We start from the raw sequence: 21,340 nt of genomic DNA on the forward strand, positions 1-21,340 counted from the left end.
CGGGCTCGCGCTCGCGGCCGTCGCGGCGGCGGACGCGGGCCAGAGCGAGCACGCGGCCGCCCTGGCCCAGCGCGCCGCCCCGCACCTGACCGACCCGGCGCTTCTCGCGCGCCTCGCCCGCGTCCGCGCGAGCGTGGCGCGCGAGCGGGACGAGTTCGACGCGGCCCACAAGGTCCTCGTGGACACGGCGTCGGCGATCGCGGAGCGGGCCCCGGACCGCGCGGCGCTGCTGCTGTACGAGGCGATGACGGCGGCGTGGGTGGCGGGCCACCACCCGTCCATCGCGGACGTGACGGGCCGCGTCGCGGCGCTGGGCCTCGGGACGCCGCCCGGCTCACCCCCGTATCTGCCGGCCGTCGACGGCCTCGCCCGGCTCGCGGCGGGCGACCCGGGCAGGGCGCTGCCGCCGCTGCGGGAGCTGTTCACCTATCTGCGTACCGAGGACCATCGTCTCGGCCTGCGCGAACGCGCGTCCATCGCGGCGTGGTTCGCGCCCCTTGCCGACCTGGAGAACGGCGTGGCGCTCGCCGCCGAGCTGGAGCGCGAGTGCCGTGAGCAGGGCGCGATCGGGCCGCTGCCGCTGGTCCTGCTGCTGCGCGCCCGCGCCCGGATCCTGCTCGGCCGGCACGGCTGCGCGCTGGCGGGGGCGGCCGACGGCGTACGCATCGCCGAGGACAGCGGGCAGCGCCACTACGCGGCCCAGCTGAGCGGCGTCCTCGCGTATCTGGCGGCGCTGACGGGCGACGAGACCCGCGTCAAGGAGCTGGCGGGCACGATCGGCCCCGGGCAGGCCCCGCCCGGCCGGGTGTGGAGCGCGGCGGCCCAGCCCCTGCTCGACCTGACCCTCGGCCGCCACGAGGCGGCGCTGCGCGGCTACCAGGACCTGGCGGCGGGCCCGGCCGCCCACACGACCGTCGCCCTGTACTGCGTCCCCGACCACGTCGAGGCCGCCGTCCGCACCGGAAACGCCGACGGGGTACGGGAGTTGGCCGATCGGTACGCCGACTGGGCCGGGCACACGGGCGCCCCCTGGGCCCGCGCGATCGCGGCCCGCTGCCGCGCGCTGCTCGCGGAGGCGGGGACCGGCGACGACGCCGTGCACGCCGCGTACGAGGAGGCTCTGCGGCTGCACACCGACGACGGGCGGCCCTTCGAACGGGCTCGTACCCGGCTGCTGTTCGGGCAGTGGCTGCGGAGGGCGGGCCGCAGGAGCGAGGCCCGTGCCCCGCTGCGGGCGGCCCTGGAGGCGTTCGAGACGCTGGAGGCGCCGCCGTGGGCGGAGCGGGCCCGCGCCGAGCTGCGGGCGACCGGCGAGAGCCGCACCCGGCAGAGCTCGGGGCAGCTCGCGCTCGACCGGCTCACCCCGCAGGAGCGGCAGGTGGTGCGCCTCGCCGCGGCGGGCCTGACCAACCGGGACATCGGCGCCCAACTGTTCCTGTCGCCGCGGACGGTCGGCTATCACCTGTACAACGCGTACCCGAAGCTGGGTGTGTCCTCCCGCGGCGACCTGGCCCGCCACGGCCTCCAGGCCGAGCAGACCGAGGTGGAGCACGCGACCGGCTGACGGGGAGTCACCCGTGGGCGGGGAGGAGCGGGCGACTCCCGTCAGGGACCTGCCAAAAGCGTCACGCAAGGAAAAGAAGGCAAGGAAGTGAAGGGGGTGGCCCCTGCCCCGGAAAGGGCGGGGGCGGTGAGAACCGCCGTGCGACGGACGCCACAGGCCGAGGCGAGGGGCGCCCGCGCCCGGTCAGTGACTGCCGAAGAGCGAGCGGCGCAACCTGCGCAGCGGCGCGAACAGCGAGACCCGGCGGACCCGGGCACGCCTGCCGCTACCGCGGTCGTGCGCGGCGTCACGCGAGGTGAGCTCGCGCATCAGCAGCGTCGCCTCGGCCGCCTCGCGCTGCGGGACGGCGGGGCCGCCCAGCACCGAGAGATGACGGTCGAGACGCGAACTGCTCGCGCCGCTCCCACAAGTGATCGCAGGGACCCTCGCCCTGCTGCGCACTGTTATCTGTTCCATGTCACTCCCCACCCGTACGAGGGCACCCGGCCCAGGGCAGGTTAACCCTATCGCCCCACCATGACACTCGTGTATCCCGGTCGCAGGATTCACCTTCTCCGCAAGGAGGTTGACGATTACTCTCCGAATCCAACTGATTCCAGGGTGAGTTGGACAATCGGGGAGGTGGTGGGCCGCTCCGAGCCGCCCTCGGGTTCGACGGTGACAGCGAGTGATTTCGCACGTGCGCTGAGATCGTCCGCGACGACCGGCGTTTCCCCGTCGAGAAGGCCGAGCGAGCGGGGCGCCGCCCCGGCGCGCATCACCCAGAGCTGGTGCGCCCTCCCGTCGGGCGGCCCGCCGAGGCCGCTGGGCGTCACCACGGCCTGTTGCCGGGAGCGTGAGGCGACGACGCCGAGGCCGCGCCCGCGGGCGTCCCGCGCGTCGGCCGAGCGGGCGTCCGGCGCGGCCAGGACGTGGGCGATCTCACGTGCGGCGGCCTGCTCCTCGTCGAGGCGGTCATCGGTACGGACCAGGGCGAACGCGAGGATTCCGGCAGCGATGAGGGCGAGCACGGCGGCGGACGCGGCGAGCGCGACGGGCACGGCGGGCACACCGAGAAGGCGACCGCGGCGTGCCGGGGCGGTCCGGCGCTCCCGCGCCCCCGGGTCCGCCACGGGCTCAGGCGCCTCCTGTTCGGTGGCGCGTACGGCGGTCAGGATCCGCTCCCGCAGATCCGGGGGCGCCGGTACGGAGGCGGCGCGCGCCAGGCGCAGAGTGTCGGCGGCGAGCGCCCGCACTTCGTCGGTGCAGCGCGCGCAGGTCTCCAGGTGCCGCTCGAAGCGCCGGGTCTCGTGCGGGTCGAGGGCGTCGAGTGCGTACGGCACGGCGAGCGAGTGCGGGGGGCGGCCGACGCGCAGGCCGAGGCGCAGTTCGAGGGCGGCCTGCCGGATGCGGCCGAGCAGGCCGGTGCCCGTGTCTCTCATGCGGCGGCGCCCAGACAGTCGCGCAGCCGGAGGAGGCCGTCCCGCATGCGGGTCTTGACGGTGCCGAGCGGCAGGGACAGGCGCCGGGCGACCTCGCGGTAGGTGTAGCCGTCGTAGTAGGCGAGCGTCACGGCCTGGTGCTGGAGGTCGGTGAGGCGCTCCAGGCAGCGGCGCACCCACTCGCGCTCCAGGGTGCCCTCGACCTCCTCGGCGACCTGGTCGAACGGGGGTGGTTCGGCGCGCTCGGCGGCGCGCCGCTCGCGTTCGCCGGCGGCGCGGGCGCTGCGTACGCGGTCGACGGCCCTGCGGTGGGCGAGCGTGAGGACCCAGGACAGGGCGGAGCCGCGCGCCGGGTCGTAGCGGGCGGCGGTGCGCCACAGTTCGAGGAGTACCTCCTGGGCGACCTCCTCCGACTGGGCACTGTCGCGCAGGACTCTGCGGACCAGTCCGTACACCGGCCCGGACACCAGTCCGTACAGTTCCTCGAACGCCTTCTGGTCCCCGCGGGCCACCAGCGGCAACAGCTCGTCCGCGTCCACCGTGTCCCCCTCTCCCGCTCCCCCGGGCGCCCAATTCTGGCCGCGCCGGGGATCCGGTGCGAGACCCCGGACCGGATTGGTGCCGAAGCACGGGGCCGTCGGCCCGCCCGGGGGCCGCGCCGGATCCGCTCCGAATTCGCTTCGCATCCGCGCCAATCCGCTCCGGGCCCGGCGCCGAATGGCGTGCGTCAGGCGGACCGCGCGGACGTGCGCGCGGCCGCACCACGACAGTGAGGACGGACGCGATGACCGCAGTCGCAAGGACCCGCGCGAGGCGACGCAACGCCCGTATCGCCGGGCTCGTGTGCGGCGCGCTGGCCGCCGGGGGGCTCGCAGCCGCCGGGACCGGCACGCTTCGACCGGAGGCGGCGCACGCCTCCAGCCACCGGGAGGCCCCGCTGATCTCGGGGCAGCCGCAGTACGACAACACGGACGTGTACGCGTTCGTCAGCCCCGACAGGACCGACACGACGACGATCGTCGCGAACTGGCTGCCGTTCGAGGAGCCGGCGGGCGGCCCGAACTTCTACACGTTCGCGGAGGACGCCAGGTACGACGTGCACATAGACAGCGACGGCGACGCGCAGGGCGACCTGCTGTACCGCTGGACCTTCGACACGCGTACGAAGAACGGCGACACCTTCCTCTACAACACGGGCCCCGTGACGGGCCTCGACGACCCCGACCTCAACGTGACGCAGACGTACGACATCGATCTGCTGCGCCTGAAGGACCAGAAGACCGTGTCGACGACGAAGGTCGCCGACGATCTGCCGGTCGCGCCGTCGCACGTCGGCAAGGCGTCCATGCCGAACTACGGCAAGCTGCGCGACCAGGCCGTGCGCAAGCTGCCGGGCGGCACCACCGCGTTCGCCGGGCAGGCGGACGACCCGTTCTTCCTGGATCTGCGGGTCTTCGACCTGCTGTACGGGGGTGACCTCTCGGAGGTCGGACGGGACACGCTCGCCGGGTACAACGTCAACTCCGTCGCCCTGCAGGTGCCGTCCGCCACGATCCGGCAGTCGGAGAAGCAGCCGACCGTCGGCGTCTGGTCGACGACGCAGCGCAGGAACGCCGCGGGGAAGTGGACGCAGGTCTCCCGGCTCGGGGCACCGCTGGTGAACGAGGTCGTCGTCCCGATGAAGGACAAGGACAAGTTCAACGCCTCGTCGCCGTGGAACGACAAGGACTTCCTGCCGTACGTCACCAAGCCGGAGCTGCCGCGGCTCATCGAGTCGATCTACAAGATCAAGGCGCCGAAGGAGCCCCGCAACGACCTGGCGTCGGTGTTCCTGACCGGTGTGAAGGACCTCAACCAGCCGCCGAACGTGCGGCCCGCGGAGGCGCTGCGCCTCAACACGTCCGTCAAGCCCACCGCGTCGCCGAAACGGCTCGGTGTCCTGGACGGTGACAACGCGGGCTATCCCAACGGCAGGCGGCTCGGCGACGACGTCCTGGACATCTCCCTCCAGGTCGTCCAGGGCGAACTCGTGGGCCAGAAGAACGACTTGGGCGACGCGGTGAACGCCAACGACCGAGAGTTCGGCAAGTCCTTCCCGTACGTGGCGCTGCCCACGTCGGGGTCGCGGGGGCCGCTCGCGGAGAAGGGCGGCGGCTCCGGCAGCGGCTCACGTGACGCGCTCGGCGGCGCGATGCCTGGCAGCACTTCGCAGGGCTCGGGCGACTCCGAGGACACCGTTCTCGTGGCGTCCGCCGCAGCCGGGGGTGCCGGGCTGCTGCTCGTGGCGCTCGGGCTGCTGTGGTGGCGCACGCGGGCCGGGGGCGCGGGGCCGCGCGGGCGTGGTTCCGGGCCGGTGGGGGGCTGACATGGCTCGGCTCTCCGGGCGGCTGCTCGCCGCCGTCGCCCTCGCGGTCGCGCTGACCGCGGGCGCGGTGGTCGCGGGCGGGCTGCGGGAGGAGGGGCGGCCGTCGACGGCGGCCGCCCCGCCCGGCCGGTATCCGGCGCCGCCGGACGCGCTGCGGGCGGGTGACATCGACCGCGGTGTGGTCACGCTGCGGGAGCGGGTGCGGGTACGGCCGCGGGACTTCGCGTCCTGGGCCGCGCTCGGTTCGGCGTACGTCGAGCAGGCGCGCACGCACGCCGACCCGACGCGGTACGCCGAGGCCGAGCGGGCCCTGGACCGGGCGCTCGCGCTGCGGCCCGGCCACGACGGGGCGCTCGCGGGCAAGGGCGCCCTCGCGGCCGCGCGGCACGACTTCCGGGGCGCGCTGCGGTACGCCGACCGCGCCCTGGCCGTGAACCCCTACAGCGAGCGAGCGCTCGCCACGCGGGTCGACGCGCTCGTCGAACTCGGCGCGTACGAAAGGGCGTTGAAGGCCGTCCGCACCGCCGACTCGCGACGGCCCGGCATTCCCGTCTTCACGCGCTACGCCTATGTACGGGAGCTGCGCGGGGACGTCGCCGGGGCGCGGCGGGCCCTTGAGCGCGCGCTGGCCTCCGCCCGTGCGCCCGGGGATGTCGCGTACGTCGCCACGGCGCTCGCCCAACTCGCCTGGCGGCAGGGGGATTACGCGCAGGCGGCCCGGCGGTGCGCCGTCGCGCTGCGGGCCGACCCGGGGTACGTTCCCGCGCTGGAGACGCGGGGGCGGGTGCGGGCCGCTCGGGGCGAGACGGCGGGGGCCATCGCCGATCTGCGGGGTGTCTTCGCGCGGCAGCCGTTGCCCGGGGCGCTGGTGGCGCTCGGTGAACTGTACGAAGTACGCGGGGAGTTGGGGCGGGCCGGTGAGCAGTACCGCCTTGTCGACGCCTGGACCCGGCTCGCCCGCGCCAACGGGGTGAACCCCGACCTGGACACCGCGCTCGCCGCGGCGGACCACGGGGACCGGAAGGCGGCGCTCGCCGCGGCGCGGGCCGAGTGGGAGCGGCGTCGTACCGTGCACACGGCCGACGCCCTTGCCTGGGCCCTGCATGCCGTCGGCCGTGACGAGGAGGCGCTGCCGTTCGCCCGGCGGGCCACGGCCACGGGGTTCCGTGAGGCCGCCTTCTTCCACCACCGCGGGGTGATCGAGCTCCGCGCGGGTTCCGACGCGGGGGCGCGCCGATGGCTCGGCGCCGCTCTCCGGCTCAACCCCGGCTTCTCCCCTACGGGGGCGCGGGATGCGGAGCGGCTGTTGGAGGGGTTGCGATGAGGGTTCTGGTGCGGGTTCTTTCGTGTGTTTCTGCCGGCCGGTGGGTGGGCCGGCGCCGCGGCCCCCGGTCCTGCGTTCGGCGAGGGCTTGTCCTCGGGGGGATCGCGTTGGGTGCCGTTCTCGTGCTGCCCGCCGCTCCCGCCTCCGCCCACCCCCTCGGCAACTTCACCGTGAATCAGCACGACGCGCTCACCCTGGCCCCAGGCCAACTCCGGGTCGACCACGTCGAGGATCTCGCCGAGATTCCGGCCTCGCAGGCCGAGTCGGACATCAAGCGTGCGGGGAAGGAGAGTTGGGCCAGGGAGCGGTGTCGAACGGCCGCCGTGGGTGCGCGGGTCGATGTGGGTGGGCGTGCGGCGCCGCTTAGGGTCCGTGCCGGTCGGGCCGTTGTGCGGCAAGGCCAGGCGGGGCTGCCCACCATCCGCGTGGAGTGTCGGTTCGACGCCCGGGTTCCGGAGCAGGAAGACCTCGCGGTCGGCTATCGCGCCGCCCCGCAGGCCGCGCCCGGCTGGCGTGAGGTCACGGCGCGCGGGGACCGTATGACCCTCACCTCGACCGATGTTCCCGCGACCTCGCCGTCCAAGGCCCTCACCCGCTACCCGAAGGACCTCACCTCCTCCCCGCCCGACACCACGACGGCCTCCCTGCGCGCCGAACCCGGCGGCCCCGCCCTCGCCGAGGACCCGGCACCGCCCGCCTCCGCCCTGCCCCGCGCCGCCACCGACGCCCTCACCGGACTGGTGGCCCGGCACGACCTCACCTGGACGTTCGCCCTCCTTGCCGTCGCCACCGCCGTACTCCTGGGCGCCCTGCACGCCCTCGCCCCCGGTCACGGCAAGACCCTGATGGCCGCCACCGCCGCCGCGCGCGGCAGCGCGACCCTGCGCGACGTGCTGCCGCTCGCCGCGTCCGTGACGGTCACGCACACGCTGGGCGTGGTCGCGCTGGGGCTGCTCGTCGCGGGCGGCTCGGCCGCGGCGCCGTCCGTCGTGGCGTGGCTCGGTGTCGCCAGTGGCCTCCTCGTCACCGGCGCGGGGGCGCTGCTGCTGCGCAGGGCCTGGCGCCGCCGAACCGCGCACGGCCACCACGGCCACGTACACACGGGCGATCACGAACACACGCACGGACACGGACACACCCACGGGCACGCGCACACCCACGAACACCCGCACGGACACAAGCACCCGCACAGCCACACCCACCACCACCCACCGCCCACCCTCCGCGGCACCCTCCTCCTCGGGTTCGCCGGCGGTCTCGTGCCCAGTCCCTCCGCCGTCGTCGTGCTCGTGGGCGCCGCCGCGCTCGGTGAGGCGTGGTTCGGACTGCTGCTCGTGCTGGCTTACGGGGCGGGGCTCGCGCTGACGCTGACAGCGGCCGGGTTCCTCGTCGTGCGGCTCGGGGGCCGGGTCACGGCGGCGGCCGGGCGGCGGCTGCGGGGGCGGCGCCGACTGGCCGGACTCACGCACCGGTTCGCGCCGCTCGGCTCCGCGTGCGTGGTGTTCGCCCTCGGGTGTGGATTGGTGTTCAAGGGGGCTGCAACAGCGCTCGGTTGAGCTACTTTTGTGGAGAATCGCACGCCTGCGAATGGGGGGCTCGTGACCGACGAAGCACGAGTGATCGCGGGGCGCTACCGCCTCCTTGCACCGCTCGGCGAGGGTGGCATGGGCACCGTCTGGCGGGCCCGTGACGACGTCCTGGGCCGCGAGGTCGCCGTGAAGGAGGTCCGCGCGCCCGCGGGCCTCCCGGCGAGCGAGGTCGACCGGCTCTACGCCCGCCTGGAGCGCGAGGCGTGGGCCGCCGCCCGCATCCCGCACCGCAATGTCGTGACGGTGTACGACGTCGCCACGGAGGAGGGCCGCCCCTGGATCGTGATGGAGCTGGTGCGCGGCCTCGCCCTGTCCGACGTCCTGGAGAACGAGGGACCGATGACGCCGCAGCGCGCCGCGCACATCGGCGCCGAGGTCCTGGGCGCCCTGCGCGCCGCCCACGACGCGGGCGTGCTGCACCGCGACGTGAAGCCGGGCAACGTACTCCTGTCGAACGACGGCCGGGTGGTGCTCACCGACTTCGGGATCGCGATGGTGGAGGGCAGTTCGGCGCTCACCATGACCGGCGAGGTCGTCGGATCGCCCGAATTCCTCGCCCCGGAGCGGGCGTTGGGGCGCAGGCCGGGTCCTGAGTCGGATCTGTGGTCCCTCGGCGTGCTGCTGTACGCGGCCGTGGAGGGCGTGTCGCCGTTCCGTCTCGACACCCCGCTGAGCACGCTGCGGGCCGTGGTCGACGAGGAGTTGCCGCCGCCGCACCGCGCGGGTCCGCTGGCCCCGGTCATCGCGGGGCTGCTCCGCAAGGATCCCGCGGAGCGCTCGCTCGCCGCGGACGCGGAGCGCGACCTGCGCCTTGTCGCGGAGGGCCGGACGGCGCGTACGGAGTCGTCGTTCCTGAACCAGCCGACCATGACCGCCCACTCGCAGCCCGCCACCACGCCGCCACCTCCGCCCCCGCCCGCGGGCTTCGCTGCGGGCGCGCCGACCGGCGGCACACCCCAGCCCGGCACGCCCTTCCCCGGCACCACCACGACCGTCGCGTCCCCGGCCCGCTCGCGCCGCGCGACCGCCGTCCTCGTCGCGGGCCTGGCCGCCATGGCCCTGGCCATCGGCGGCGTGACGTACGCCCTGGTGAACGACTCGGGCGACGGAGGCGGCAACGGCGGCAGCACCGGGGACGACAACGCGGGCTCGGGCGGCGACAGCGGCGGGAGCGGCAACGGCGGCTCCACCGGGGGCGGCGGGACCGACGGCGGCACCGGCGACAGCGGGGGCACGAACGGCGGGAGCGACACGGGCGGCGGCAACGGCGGTGGCAACAAGGGCGGTTCGACCAGCGGCGGCGGGACCGGCGGGGGCACCACCACCCCGGTGCAGTCCGTGCGCGTGTCCGTCACCGCCCACCGCGACGCGTACACCGGCCCGTGCCCGGTACCGGCGGCCGAGGCGCCGTCGTTCACGGCGACGTTCACCGTGGGGCGCGTGCCGGTGGACGTGCGCTACCGCTGGGTCACCGCCGAGGGCTCGTCCAGCGACCCGGCCTGGAAGACGCTCTCGTTCCCGTCAGGGGGCGGGAAGACCAAGCAGGTCAATCACGTCGAGGTGCCGTCCTGGACGGACCCCGGCACGCACCGCAACAGCATCCACGTCGAGGTCCGCTCCCCCGCCAACATCACGTCACACGCGGTCGGTTACTCCGTGACGTGCGAGGAGGAGCCCCCGACGACCGGCGGCGCCGACACCGGAGGCGGTGACACGGGCGGCGGCGACACCGGCGGCGGCGAGAGCCCCTCCTCGACCTACGAACCCTGATACTCCGTCAGAACTGTTCCCACGGAAGACACGGAAGACACGGAAGGCTCAGGAGGCCGCCCCGCGGAAGACGGGCAGGTAGCCACCGGACTGTCCCGCGGCGGTCGGGTGGTACGACTCGCCGATGTTGCCCCAGTTCACACTGTGCAGCCACGCGTCGCCGGAGCAGATCTCGTGCCCGGAGAACGTGGACGTGACGTCGCCGAAGGTGAAGCCGTGGTCGGCCGCACGCTTGGCGGTCGCGGTGTTGAGGTGGTCGGCCGCGCCGTTGATCGCGCGCCGCTCGCCCTCGGTCAGACCGGCCAGGCAGCTGCCGCCCAGCTTGTAGAAGCGCGGGTAGCCGAGGACGACCACGCGCGCGGACGGCGCCTTGCCCTTGATCGCGGAGTACACCTTGTCGAGCTGGCCGGGCAGCGTCGAATCCACGTACCCCTTGGCCTGGTTGACGCGCGAGACACAGTTCGACTCGGACTGCAGGACGCAGGTCATCATGACGTCGGAGAAGCCCGCGTCGTTGCCGCCGACGGATACGGACACCAGGCCGGTGCCGGAGTTCAGCGGCCCCAACTGGTTCGCGACGACGTCACCGGTGCGGGCGCCGGAACACGCCGTGAAGCTGAAGCTGGAGGGCGAGTTGGCGGCCGCCCACAGCGCCGGGAAGGCGCGGGTGCTGCGCTTGCAGTTGCCGCTCCCGCCGTCGTAGCTGCCGGCGCCGACGCCGGAGGAGTAGGAGTCGCCGAGGGCCACGTAAGCGGGGGCCGCGGCCCGGTCGTTGCCGGAATCCGCATGCGCCGCCGTGACCCCGGTGAGGGTGCAGGCGGCGGCGAGGAGGAGCGAGGAAGCGTATGCCGTGAATCGGGACAATCTCATGGAACCTCCCTTAGCAGGATTTCTGCCTCGACAGTGGTAGCACGCACCACCCGTCGTCGATAGTGTCCATGTCAATCAATTCTTCAGTAATTCCCTTTCCCGCCCGGAGAGTTCATCGATCGGACCACGGTCCTACAACGAACATCTGCACAGACCCTCCGCATCTTGACGATTGCCGCAGACTGGGCCACATTGAAGCCCGGCATCCGGCGCTTCGGGGGGCAAGTCGCCCATGCAGAGCATCAGCACCAAGTCGGCGTCATCCGGGTCGGGACGGCCCGAGCAGGACCCTGACAGAGCCCCGCGCGCGTTCGCGCCCGCGGACCTGACACCGCTGCTCGCGGGCGTGGGCGTGGCCGCCGGATGCGTGGGGGCGGCCTTCGCGCTCCTTGACCTCACCTCGCCGCTGCGTGCCCCCTTCGTGTTGTTCTTCCTCCTCGCCGCTCCAGGCTTCGCCCTCTCCCACTGGCTGCGAGGTCTCGACGGGTGGAGTCGGGCCGTGGCCTGCGCCAGCGGGGCCCTCGTGCTCGATCTGCTCGTCGCCCAGGCCATGCTGGCCCTGCACGTGTGGTCGATCCGCGGCGGTGTCGCCGCGATCGCCGGGGTCAGCGCGCTCGTCTTCCTGTCGGCACTGGCGCGGCGACTGCGTCACCGCGCCCCGAGTAGACGGACTTGATGACGTGGAGATCACCGTGCACCGCCCCGGCGAACTCACCGCCGCCGACCGGGTGGCGTGGACCGCCATGCAGTCCAAGGCACATCTGAACGGCTCGCCCGACCTCTCCAACCCCTTCCTCGCACCGGAGTTCACGCTCGCCATGGCGCGGGTCCGCAAGAACGTGCGGGTGGCCGTCGCCCGCGAGAAGGGCGAGCCCGCCGCGTACTTCGCGTTCCAGAGATCCAGATCCGGCGTCGGCCGGGCCGTCGGCCTCGGCATCTCCGACTGCCAGGGGGTGGTGCACCGCCCCGGCTTCTCCTGGGACGCGCGCCGGTTCCTGCGCGACTGCGGGCTCGCGATGTGGGAGTTCGACCACCTCGCGGCCGGCCAGGCTCCCTTCGAGAGCGGTGCGTCCGGCTTCTTCCCGTCCCCGGTCATGGATCTCGATCAGGGGTACGAGGCCTACCTCGGTCAACTGCGCGACCGTTCCCCCAAGTTCGTACGCTCCACCTTCGCCAAGGGCCGCCGCCTCGCCCGCGACCACGGCGACATCCGCTACGTGCACGACGAGCGCGACCCCGAGGCGCTGCGCACGCTGATGGGCTGGAAGTCCGCGCAGTACCGCAGGACCGGCCGCAGCGACCGCTTCGCGCACGACTGGATCACCCGGCTCGTGGACCAGCTCTTCCACACCCGCGGCGACAGCTTCGCGGGCGTGCTCTCCGTGCTCTACGCCGGGGGCGCGCCGGTGGCCGCGCACTTCGGTCTGCGCAGCGAGCGCGTGCTCGTGAGCTGGTTCCCGGCGTACGCCCCGGAATTCGCACGCTACTCGCCGGGGCTGCTCCTTCATCTGCGCATGGCCGAGGCGGGCGCCGCCGACGGCATCGCGCATCTCGACCTCGGGCGCGGCCAGAAAAGATACAAGGACTCCCTGAAGACACGGGAACTCACCGTGTCCGAGGGGTGGGTGGCGTTGCGCCACCCGATGGCTCTCGGCCATCGCATGCACCGGGCGCCGGTCCGGGCGCTGCGCAACACCGTCGTAAGCCGACCGGAATTGTTCGGTCCTGCAGATCGCCTGCTCAAACGCCTGGGAAAGATCCGTTCCGAGCACCGGAAAGAGTAGGAAGTGCGCAGGAAACGGCAGGGAACGGCGCTCGGGAGAACGCCGAAGGAACGGCAAGGAACGGCCAGGAGCACCGGCGAACAGCGTAATCGGACACGTTCACCGCGTCCGATGAGAACGGTCAAATATCCGAAAACGTGAGACCCCGTTCCAGGTCTTGCCATACGGTCGCAAGCATCAATACCGTCGTACATCCACCCGCATCGGTCCATCGGCAGTCGGCCTAGGGGAGGGCTCAAGGCCGCGATGGTTCGGGGCGGGGCGCGGTAGGGGGGTGCCCGTGTCCGGTGATCGAATTTCTGCCGGAACACGTGCCGCGCAGTTATGCCAGCTCACTCGGCATGCCCGGAGATCCATTCCGCCATGACCGCAGTGAGAATCCCCCCTTTCGAACCGGACCCACAGCCGGACCGCCCGGGGGCGGGCGGTCCACCGGACGAGAGGGACCAGACTCGTGAGTTCAGTAGTGCGCCAGGTGGGATTGCCCGCCATTCCCAGCCAGCATGAATACCGGCCGGTTTCTTCGCATCTGGCGATTGCGCCACCGGTGAGCGTCGTGATTCCTGCCATGAACGAGGCGGAGAATCTTCCGTACGTGTTCAAGACACTGCCGGAATGGATCCATGAAGTCGTCCTGGTGGACGGAAACTCCACCGACGACACGGTCGCCGTGGCCCGTGAACTGTGGCCGGACGTGAAGGTCGTGCGCCAGCTCGGCAAGGGCAAGGGCGACGCGCTCATCACCGGCTTCGAGGCCTGCACCGGCGACATCATCGTCATGGTCGACGCGGACGGCTCCGCGGACGGCCACGAGATCGTCAGCTATGTCTCCGCCCTTGTCTCCGGCGCGGACTTCGCCAAGGGCTCCCGCTTCGCCAACGGCGGCGGCACCGACGACATGACCTTCATCCGCAAGCTCGGCAACCACGTCCTGTGCTCCGTCGTCAACGCCAAGTTCGGGGCCCGCTACACGGACCTGTGCTACGGCTACAACGCGTTCTGGCGGCACTGCCTGGACAAGATCGAGCTCGACTGCACCGGCTTCGAGGTCGAGACCCTGATGAACATCCGGGTCGTCAAGGCCGGACTCAAGGTCCAGGAGATCCCGAGCCACGAGTACCTGCGCATCCACGGCGTGAGCAACCTCAGCGCCGTGCGCGACGGCCTCCGCGTGCTCAAGGTGATCCTCACCGAGCGCTCCAACAAGCGCAGGAAGCAGCAGGGTTCACGTACGCCGTCGCTGCCGCAGCACCGGGGAGAGGCTTCTTGATCTCCATTTCGGTGGTCGTCTGCGTGTACACCGAGGACCGCTGGGAGGACATCCTCGCGGCGGTCGCCTCGGTGCGCGCGCAGTCCCACGCGGCCCACGAGACCCTGCTCGTGGTCGACCACAACACACCGCTCCTGGACCGCCTGGCCGAGGAGTACAAACAGACGCCGGGCGTGCGGGTGCTCGCCAACGCGGGCCCCCGCGGCCTGTCCGCGGGCCGCAACACCGGCATCGCCGAGTCCGGCGGCGAGATCATCGCCTTCCTCGACGACGACGCCGTCGCCGAGCGGGACTGGCTGCGCCGCTTCGCCGAGGGGTACGAGGACCCGCTGGTCTTCGCCGTCGGCGGCCGCACGCTGCCCGCGTGGGCCTCCGGGCGCAGACCCGCCTGGTTCCCCGAGGAGTTCGACTGGGTCGTCGGCTGCATGTACCTGGGCCATCCCACGGGCCGGGTGCGGGTGCGCAACGTCCTGGGCGGCAACGCCTCCTTCCGGCGCACCGCCTTCGAGATCGCGGGCGGCTTCGCGAACGGCATCGGGCGCGACGGCGACAAGCTCCCGCTGGGCGGCGAGGAGACCGAGCTGTGCATCCGGCTCACCCGCGCCCGCCCGGACGCGGTGCTGCTCATCGACGACCGCGCGATCATCCACCACCGCGTGCCGACCGCCCGGGAGCGCTTCGGCTACTTCCGCACGCGCGCGTACGCGGAGGGCGTGTCGAAGGCCCTGGTTTCCCGAAGTGTGGGCGCGCAGAAGGGACTTGAGTCCGAACGCCGTTACACCACCCGGGTGCTGCCCGCCGGCGTCGGGCTCGGCCTGCGGGACGCCCTGCTCGGAGGTCCCGGTGGCGCAGGCCGCGCCGGGGCGATCGTGGCGGGCGTGGCGGCGGCCGCGGGAGGGTACGTCGTCGGGAGCGTGCGCGCGCGCCGCTCGGGCGCGACGTTCGCGGTCGTGGACGTGACCGGCGCCGCGTCCGGGGCGAGGGCCGCCGACGACGCCGGGGGCGCCGACGGCACGGGGGGCAAGGAGGCCGCCGCATGAGCACCGGAGGCATACCGATTCTGATGTACCACTCGGTCGCGCGGCTGCCGAATGAGGCCACGCACGAGTTGTCCGTCTCGCCCGAGGCGTTCGCGGAACAGATGGAGGTGGTGCGCGCGCTCGGCTGCACACCGCTCACCACCGCCCAACTGGCCTGGCACTGGCGCCATCCCGGCCGCCCGCTGCCGACCAGACCCGTCCTGATCACCTTCGACGACGGCTACGAGGGCGTGCACCGGCACGCCCTGCCCTCCCTCGCCAAGCACGGCTTCGCCTCGACGCTGTTCGTCGCGACGGGCTGGCTGACGGGGAAGTACGACACCGGCGGCGGCCTCGACACCATGCTCGGCTGGAACCAGGTGCGCGAACTGGCCGCGTCCGGCACGGAGATCGGCGGACACAGCCACACCCATCCCCAACTCGACCAGCTCACCGACGACGCGCTCTGGTTCGAGCTCGTGCGGTGCAAGGAGATCCTCGCCGACGAACTGGGCACCGCGCCGGTATCGTTCGCCTACCCCTACGGTTACTCCAGCCGCCGGGTGCGGTGCGCGGTGCGGACCGCCGGGTTCGCACAGTCGCTCGCGGTGGGCAACAGCCTGGCGCAGCGCCGCCAGGGGCCCTACGCGCTGCGGCGGGTGACGGTGCGGCGCTGCACTGGGCTCGGCGAGTTCGAACGGCTGCTCCTGGGCCGCTCGATCGGCCGGTCCTACGCCAGGGACCGGGTGCTCAGCAAGGGATACGCCATAGTTCGCAGAGCCCGACAGGCCCGCCGGAAGGCAGCTCGCGCCCGTGTCTGACACGACCACCGCACAGGCAGAGGTCACTGGGACCGCCACAGGGACCGGCGGCACGCCGTCGTCGGGCAAGACCGGCAGGCCGCGAAGAATGAGTCTTTCCAGGGCGGGCGGGGGCGGCGGCAACCCGCTGTTCCGCAACGCCTACGCGCTCATGCTCAACACCGGCATATCCGGTCTCCTCGGCCTCGGTTTCTGGCTGGCCGCCGCCCGGTACTACTCGGAGTCGGCGGTCGGCCAGGGCTCGGCGGCCATCGCGGCGATGAAGCTCCTCGCGGGCATCACCGCCGTCACGCTCATGGGTGCGCTCGCCCGCTTCATCCCGGTGGCGGGCCGCCACACGGGCAAGCTCATCTTCCGTACGTACGCGGGGAGTTCGGTCGTCGTCGCCTGTGCGGCGCTGATCTTCCTGTTCACGCTCGACCTGTGGGGGCCCTCGTACCGCTTCCTGCACGGGCCGCTTGCCGGGGTCGGCTTCGTCGCGGCGGTCGTGGCCTGGTCGCTCCTGACGCTCCAGGACGGCGTGCTCACCGGGCTTCGCAACGCGCTGTGGGTGCCGGTGGGCAACACGGTGTTCTCCGTGGTCAAGCTGGGGCTGCTGATCGTGGTCGCGGCGGCGATTCCCACGGCCGGGGTGTTCGTGTCGTGGGTGGCGGCCATCGCCTTCTCGGTGGTGCCGCTCGGCTGGCTGGTGTTCCGGCGCCTGGTGCCGCGCCATGTGCGGGCCACGGAGGGCAGGGCACGGCCGCCGTCGCTGCGCGAGCTGGGCCGCTTCCTCGCCGGTGACTACACCGGCTCGCTGTGTTCGCTCGCCGTGGTGTACCTCGTTCCGGTGATGGTGGCCGCGCAGGTCAGCTCCGAGGACAACGCGTACTTCTACATCGCGACCACCATCGGCGGCACCACGAACCTGCTCGCCATCAACATGGGCGCGTCGCTGACCGTCGAGGGCGCGCACGACCCGGCGCGGCTCGCCGCCAACACCCGCGCGGCGCTGCGCCGGATGACCCGGATCATGCTCCCGGTGTGCGGCTTCCTCTTCCTGGGCGCTCCGTACATCCTGCACGTGTTCGGCCAGGGCTACTCGGAGGCGGCGACCCCGCTGCTGCGCTGGTTCGCGGTGGGCGCGGCCCTTCGGGTGGTCATGGAGACGTACTTCGCGGTCCTTCGCGCGCAGAGCCGCACCTCCGGTCTCGCCTGGCTGCAGGGCCTGCTGTGCGTGCTCGTGCTCGGCCTGACGCTGATCCTGCTGCCGCGGATGGGGCTGACCGGGGCGGGGGTCGCCGAGGTCTGCAGCCTCGCGGTGATCGTGGCGATCGCGGCGCCCAAGCTGTACGCCATCACACGCGCCGGGGCGACGACGCCCGCCGACCGCGCGGCACCGGACGGCGATCTCGCGGACCTGGGCGCCAAGGAGGTGCCCGCGTCCCGCACCCCCGCCGCGGCCGCGCTACCGCCGCACGCGACGGGCGAGGAGCGCCGCGGCCCGGCCTGGGCGCTGCGCGAGTCCCTCGACTCCGACACACTGCAACTGGCGGTCCAGATCGACCTGGACCATCAGGAACGCCGCCCGGACGTGCGTTTCGGGCCGGTGGCACGGGGGCCCGCGGGGGCGGGCGAGGGGGATGACATGGAGGGTCACCGTCCGACGTGGGCGGTTTCCGGCGGGGCGCCTGTCGCTGATCCGCCGGAGGCGGGCGGAGTGGACGAGGCGGCGGGGTCCGCCTCGGAAGCGGTGCCCTGCGCGGAAGGCGCCCAGGCCGGTGGCCGGGTCGACGAAGACGCACCGGAGGCCGGGGAAGACCGGGCCCCGAAGGAGCCCTGGCCGACCGTGGTGAGCCAGGGTCCGGCTGCCGCCGTGCCGGGCATGGGCGTGAAGTCGCCCGCCCCGGAAGCCGGTTCGGCCGGTGCGACGCCGCCCGCGGCCGGTGCGACACCGCCCACGGCCGGTGCGCCCGCCACCGCTCCCCCGGCCCCGGTGGCCACGGCGACCCCCACGGCCGCCGCGCCCCCACGCACGTACAGGAAACCCCGCAAGACCCTCGTCCTCACCGCCCTGCTCCTCGCCGCCCTCGGCCTGTACTGGGTGCCGGTGTTCGGGCTCGGCGAGAGCGACCTGGACCGGATGGGCGGGCTCGGGCTCATCTCCGTGCTGCCGCTGCCCACCCTCGCCGGGGCCGTGCTGCTCGTGGGCGTGTTCGCGTCGCTGCTGTGGCTGGAGCGGCCGAACCGATGGCTGCTCCTGCTGACCCTCGTCGCCACCGTGGTGTCCCTGCACGCGCTGCCGGCCGTCATCGAGACCGAGCCGCGGTTCGCGACGGCCTGGCAGCACCTGGGCTTCCTGGAGTACATCGACCGGACCGGCACGGCGGTGCCCGACCTGGACGCGCGCTGGAGCTGGCCCGGCTTCTTCGCCGCGGCCGCGTTCGTCGCGAAGGCCTGCGGCGTCTCGGACATGACCGAGGTCATCCGCTGGTGGCCGACGGCGATCCAACTGCTCTACCTGGCCCCGATGCTGCTGCTCACCCGCTCCCTGCGGGCGAGCTGGCGGGCCAAGTGGGCGGGCCTGTGGATCTTCGTCCTCGGCGGCTGGGTCGGCCAGGACTACTTCTCGCCGCAGGGCTTCACGTATCTGCTGTACATCGCGTTCGTGGCGATCCTGCTCGTGTGGTTCCGCGCGCCGCGCGTGATCTGGACCAAGCGGCGCCCTGGCGAGGCCGAGGTCGAGCCCGCGAACCGCCGTCAGCAGGCGGTGCTTCTGCTCGTCCTCATGGGCCTGTTCGCGGGCACGGTGCCCGCGCACCAGCTCACGCCGTTCGTGATGCTCGGCGTCCTGACGGCCCTGGTCGTGCTGCGCCGCTGCGAACTGCGCGGCCTTCCGCTGCTGTGCGGGGTCCTGGTCGCCGTGTGGCTGGGCTTCTTCGCGGAGCCCTACTGGTCGGGGCACTTCGACGAGCTGTTCGGCGGGGTGGGCGGGGTCGGCGGCAATGTGTCGTCGTCGGTCTCCGGCCGGATCGAGGGCGGCAGTTCGACGCACAAGCTCGTGCTGTACGTGCGCGTGGCCCTGGCCGGTTCGGTGATGGCGCTCGCCTGCTGGGGCTGGCTGCGCCGGCGCGGGCACAAGTACCGCGAGGTGTCGCTGCTCGTCCTGACCTTCGTGCCGTTCCTGGGCTTCGGCATGCAGAGCTACGGCGGTGAGATGGCACTGCGGGTCTTCATGTTCGCGCTGCCGGGCGCCGCCCTGCTCGCCGGGCTCGCGCTGTTCCCGCGCACCGGCGTCACCGCGAAGGAGCGCGACCGCGACCGGGTGAGCCTCGCGCCGCTGGCCGCGCTGCTGGCGGGCCTGGTCCTGATGGGCGGCTTCCTGATCGCGCGCTGGGGCAACGAGCCCTTCGAGCGGGTCAGGACCGGCGAGGTCGCCGCCATGGAGTACGTGTACGCGCACGACGACCCGACGGCGCGGCTGCTGTGGATGAGCAACGACACCGTCACCAACGTGACGCCCGCGATCCCCTGGGGCAAGCAGGACGCCGAGAAGGTCGAGTACGTGCCCACGCTCGCGCCGCCCGACCCGGTCCTGGTGTCCGGCCTGGTGAAGGCGCTCAAGGACGCGGGCCCCAACTCGTACCTGATGATCAACCGCAGCCAGACCGTCTACCTCCAGATGGACACCGGGTATCCCGAGAACTGGGACACCCGCCTCACCCACAACCTCGACCGGCGCTCCGAGCTGAAGAAGGTCTACTCCAACGCCGACGCGACGCTGTACGCCCTGCGCGCGCAGCCCGAAGGACCGGTCGCGAAGGCGGCCCCGGGGCCCGCGGGACCGAAGGTGACGTGGACGCCGTGGACGGTGGTGGGCGCCTTCGCGGTGCTCGCGCTGATCGTGCTCCTCGCGGTGCGCGAGGTCGTGCGGGTGGCGGCGGCGCCGAGCGTGTGGCAGCAGCGCTGGCTGCAGAGCAGCTTCTGGTTCTCGCTGCCGCTGCTCGCGGTGTTCGTGGCGTCGCTGATCCAGCGGTTCCTGACGATGGCGTAGGCCGGACGACCGGGGCGTCGCCCGCGTGGCTCAGGTGAAGTGGCTCAGCGCGTAAGCCACTTCACCTCGTACCCCGCCATGTCGAACCGCTTGCCGTCGACCTGCGCGCTGATCTGCCGGTCGAGGGTGTTCACGACGAGGACGGCCTTGTCGTCGGCGAGGACGCGTACGTTCGGTACGTCGTCGTCGGCGACGGACACCTTCTCGTACCGGGTGCCGGGCGGGAAGGCGTCGGCGAAGCGGGCGAGCAGGCGCAGCATGGGCCGTTCGCGGCCGCCGCCGGCGGTCTGCGTCGGGCTCCACAGGCAGCCCGCGCACTTCTCGCCCTTCTCGCCGCGCTTCTGCGGGTTCCAGTAGAACCCGCTGGTCGCGCCGCCGCGGGCCATCGCCATCAGGCCGGAGGCGTGCACGGCGACGCGGTGCGCCTCGGACCAGTCGTCGCGGTTGTCCTGGCTGTCGCCCGGCTCCACGTAGTACTCGGCCCACCACAGCGGCAGGCCGCCGGTCCGCTCGCGCAGCCAGCGGCCGACGGCGGTGAACTTGTCGGTGGCGCGGAACTCGTCGGGCAGCAGCTCGTCGTCCTCGGTGTAGCTGGCGCCGTCGACGACCACGAAGTCGGCGCCGTCCTTGTTCTTGTTCCAGTAGTCGAAGGCGTCGAGGGGGCGCTGGTCCAGGCGGCCCCAGGGGCCGCTGAGGGTCTTCGAGGCGTTCTCGGTCTGGCGCGGGTCGAGGCTGTCCATGACGAGGTAGGGCCCGCCGACCTGGATTTTCTCGTCGACCTTCTTCAGGGCCTTGTACACGAGGTTGTAGAGCCGGGTGTAGCCCTCGTAGTCCCAGCGGCGCTCGGTGGTGTTCCAGAAGCCCTTGAACTCGTTCCAGACGATGAAGTGCCGTACGTCCGGGTAGCGCTTGGCGACCGTCGCGGCCAGGGCGGCGTAGTCGTCGAAGTGCTCGGGGCGGGGCGCGGTCTCCAGGGAGGCCTGGCTCCAGTTGGTGTTGTCGGAGCCGGACTTGCCGCCCTTCATCCAGTCCGGGGCGCAGCACAGGGTGACGACCGGGGTGCCCTTGGTGGCGCGGATCAGGTCCATGCGCCCGTCCATCGCCCCGAAGTCGTAGCGCCCCTTGACCGGCTCGGGGTTGCCCGCGCCCCAGCCCATGATGTGCTGTATCTGCGGCAGCGGGCGCGGCTGGTCCCTCAGGAGGCTTTCGGCGCGCTCGACGGCCGCCGGCTCACCCGCGTCGGCGCTGTACTGCGTGTGGGTGAAGCCCCAGCCGACGCGCGGGTCCGGGGCGCCGGGCGGGCGCGCGGGGGTGCCGTGCACCTTGTCGCCGTCCGGGGTCGTGCCCGCGGTGCTGCCGCCGTCCTTGCCGGGCAGGGTGAGGACGGTGACGACCAGGGCCAGGGCGGTCAGGCCCACGCCGATGAGGGCGGTGAGACGCCACCGCCGTGTCTCCGCGCTCCACCCATGACGTCCCATCACCGGCAAGCGTATCCGCGTGCCACGGCGGT

At 72.8% G+C, this 21,340-nt stretch carries 16 protein-coding genes; 11 read left to right on the top strand and 5 right to left on the bottom strand.

The genetic code is table 11. The annotated features are described in order from the left end of the window. The coding region (locus IEY91_RS37035) for a helix-turn-helix domain-containing protein (RefSeq protein WP_229697479.1) at nt 1-1,564 on the top strand (1,564 nt) is incomplete at its 5' end. Nucleotides 1,565-1,747: 183 nt separating this feature from the next. On the opposite strand, the gene IEY91_RS37040 is transcribed toward IEY91_RS37035, so the two are convergent. The 3 genes from IEY91_RS37040 to sigK form a co-directional block, all read right to left on the bottom strand. Continuing rightward, nucleotides 1,748-2,020, bottom strand: a complete 273-nt coding sequence (locus IEY91_RS37040; protein ID WP_164326207.1) for a hypothetical protein — start codon at nt 2,018-2,020, stop codon at nt 1,748-1,750. Between the two features lie 116 nt (nt 2,021-2,136). Further along, nucleotides 2,137-2,985 carry an anti-sigma factor gene (locus IEY91_RS37045; protein ID WP_164326206.1) on the bottom strand — a complete coding sequence of 283 codons (849 nt, stop codon included), beginning with the start codon at nt 2,983-2,985 and terminating at the stop codon, nt 2,137-2,139. After that, entirely contained in the window at nt 2,982-3,524 is a 543-nt protein-coding gene (gene sigK / locus IEY91_RS37050) for an ECF RNA polymerase sigma factor SigK (RefSeq protein WP_164326205.1), read from the bottom strand. Before sigK ends, IEY91_RS37045 begins: the two co-directional genes overlap by 4 nt. 245 nt (nt 3,525-3,769) lie before the next feature. Between sigK and IEY91_RS37055 the strand changes: the two genes are divergently transcribed. The 4 genes from IEY91_RS37055 to IEY91_RS37070 are packed head-to-tail and all read left to right on the top strand — an operon-like array spanning nt 3,770 to nt 10,033. Continuing rightward, nucleotides 3,770-5,350 (top strand): DUF4331 domain-containing protein, encoded by a 1,581-nt coding sequence (locus IEY91_RS37055; protein ID WP_189177287.1) that lies wholly within the window; start codon nt 3,770-3,772, stop codon nt 5,348-5,350. Between the two features lies 1 nt (nt 5,351). Beyond that, nucleotides 5,352-6,674: a tetratricopeptide repeat protein gene (locus IEY91_RS37060; RefSeq protein WP_189177288.1), complete on the top strand. Its 1,323-nt coding sequence runs from the start codon at nt 5,352-5,354 to the stop codon at nt 6,672-6,674. Beyond that, a complete protein-coding gene (locus tag IEY91_RS37065) occupies nt 6,671-8,230 on the top strand; it encodes a nickel transporter (protein ID WP_189177289.1) in 1,560 nt (519 codons plus the stop codon). The genes IEY91_RS37060 and IEY91_RS37065 overlap by 4 nt, the downstream gene beginning before the upstream one ends. A 42-nt stretch (nt 8,231-8,272) precedes the next feature. Then, complete coding sequence (locus IEY91_RS37070) at nt 8,273-10,033, top strand: serine/threonine-protein kinase (protein WP_229697480.1); 1,761 nt, start codon at nt 8,273-8,275, stop codon at nt 10,031-10,033. 48 nt (nt 10,034-10,081) lie between these two features. On the opposite strand, the gene IEY91_RS37075 is transcribed toward IEY91_RS37070, so the two are convergent. Then, nucleotides 10,082-10,903 (bottom strand): SGNH/GDSL hydrolase family protein, encoded by an 822-nt coding sequence (locus tag IEY91_RS37075; protein ID WP_164326200.1) that lies wholly within the window; start codon nt 10,901-10,903, stop codon nt 10,082-10,084. A gap of 232 nt (nt 10,904-11,135) precedes the next feature. Between IEY91_RS37075 and IEY91_RS37080 the strand changes: the two genes are divergently transcribed. The 6 genes from IEY91_RS37080 to IEY91_RS37105 all read left to right on the top strand — a co-directional run bounded on the left by IEY91_RS37080 (nt 11,136) and on the right by IEY91_RS37105 (nt 19,830). After that, a complete protein-coding gene (locus IEY91_RS37080; RefSeq protein WP_164326199.1) occupies nt 11,136-11,579 on the top strand; it encodes a hypothetical protein in 444 nt (147 codons plus the stop codon). Nucleotides 11,580-11,583: 4 nt separating this feature from the next. After that, nucleotides 11,584-12,687, top strand: a complete 1,104-nt coding sequence (locus IEY91_RS37085) for a GNAT family N-acetyltransferase (protein ID WP_189177290.1) — start codon at nt 11,584-11,586, stop codon at nt 12,685-12,687. Between the two features lie 454 nt (nt 12,688-13,141). Next, nucleotides 13,142-13,957, top strand: a complete 816-nt coding sequence (locus IEY91_RS37090; RefSeq protein ID WP_164326197.1) for a glycosyltransferase family 2 protein — start codon at nt 13,142-13,144, stop codon at nt 13,955-13,957. Beyond that, nucleotides 13,954-14,997: a glycosyltransferase family 2 protein gene (locus IEY91_RS37095; RefSeq protein ID WP_229697482.1), complete on the top strand. Its 1,044-nt coding sequence runs from the start codon at nt 13,954-13,956 to the stop codon at nt 14,995-14,997. The genes IEY91_RS37090 and IEY91_RS37095 overlap by 4 nt, the downstream gene beginning before the upstream one ends. After that, on the top strand, nt 14,994-15,797 hold the full coding sequence (locus IEY91_RS37100) for a polysaccharide deacetylase family protein (protein WP_189177291.1): 804 nt from the start codon (nt 14,994-14,996) through the stop codon (nt 15,795-15,797). The genes IEY91_RS37095 and IEY91_RS37100 overlap by 4 nt, the downstream gene beginning before the upstream one ends. Next, nucleotides 15,790-19,830 (top strand): lipopolysaccharide biosynthesis protein, encoded by a 4,041-nt coding sequence (locus IEY91_RS37105; RefSeq protein WP_373288107.1) that lies wholly within the window; start codon nt 15,790-15,792, stop codon nt 19,828-19,830. The genes IEY91_RS37100 and IEY91_RS37105 overlap by 8 nt, the downstream gene beginning before the upstream one ends. Nucleotides 19,831-19,874: 44 nt before the next feature. Here the strand turns inward: IEY91_RS37105 and IEY91_RS37110 are convergent, their stop codons facing one another. After that, a complete protein-coding gene (locus IEY91_RS37110) occupies nt 19,875-21,308 on the bottom strand; it encodes a GH39 family glycosyl hydrolase (RefSeq protein WP_189177293.1) in 1,434 nt (477 codons plus the stop codon). Between the last annotated feature and the right edge of the window lie 32 nt (nt 21,309-21,340).

Origin of the sequence: Streptomyces lasiicapitis, from assembly GCF_014646335.1 — a bacterium.
Lineage (GTDB): Bacteria > Actinomycetota > Actinomycetes > Streptomycetales > Streptomycetaceae > Streptomyces > Streptomyces lasiicapitis.

What these genes read in the sequence shown, in the direction of transcription:
- IEY91_RS37040 (WP_164326207.1), bottom strand. Translation starts at nt 2,020, where the DNA reads ATGGAACAGATAACAGTGCGCAGCAGGGCGAGGGTCCCTGCGATCACT.
- IEY91_RS37045 (WP_164326206.1), bottom strand. Translation starts at nt 2,985, where the DNA reads ATGAGAGACACGGGCACCGGCCTGCTCGGCCGCATCCGGCAGGCCGCC.
- IEY91_RS37055 (WP_189177287.1), top strand. Translation starts at nt 3,770, where the DNA reads ATGACCGCAGTCGCAAGGACCCGCGCGAGGCGACGCAACGCCCGTATC.
- IEY91_RS37060 (WP_189177288.1), top strand. Translation starts at nt 5,352, where the DNA reads ATGGCTCGGCTCTCCGGGCGGCTGCTCGCCGCCGTCGCCCTCGCGGTC.
- IEY91_RS37065 (WP_189177289.1), top strand. Translation starts at nt 6,671, where the DNA reads ATGAGGGTTCTGGTGCGGGTTCTTTCGTGTGTTTCTGCCGGCCGGTGG.
- IEY91_RS37075 (WP_164326200.1), bottom strand. Translation starts at nt 10,903, where the DNA reads ATGAGATTGTCCCGATTCACGGCATACGCTTCCTCGCTCCTCCTCGCC.
- IEY91_RS37080 (WP_164326199.1), top strand. Translation starts at nt 11,136, where the DNA reads ATGCAGAGCATCAGCACCAAGTCGGCGTCATCCGGGTCGGGACGGCCC.
- IEY91_RS37100 (WP_189177291.1), top strand. Translation starts at nt 14,994, where the DNA reads ATGAGCACCGGAGGCATACCGATTCTGATGTACCACTCGGTCGCGCGG.
- IEY91_RS37110 (WP_189177293.1), bottom strand. Translation starts at nt 21,308, where the DNA reads ATGGGACGTCATGGGTGGAGCGCGGAGACACGGCGGTGGCGTCTCACC.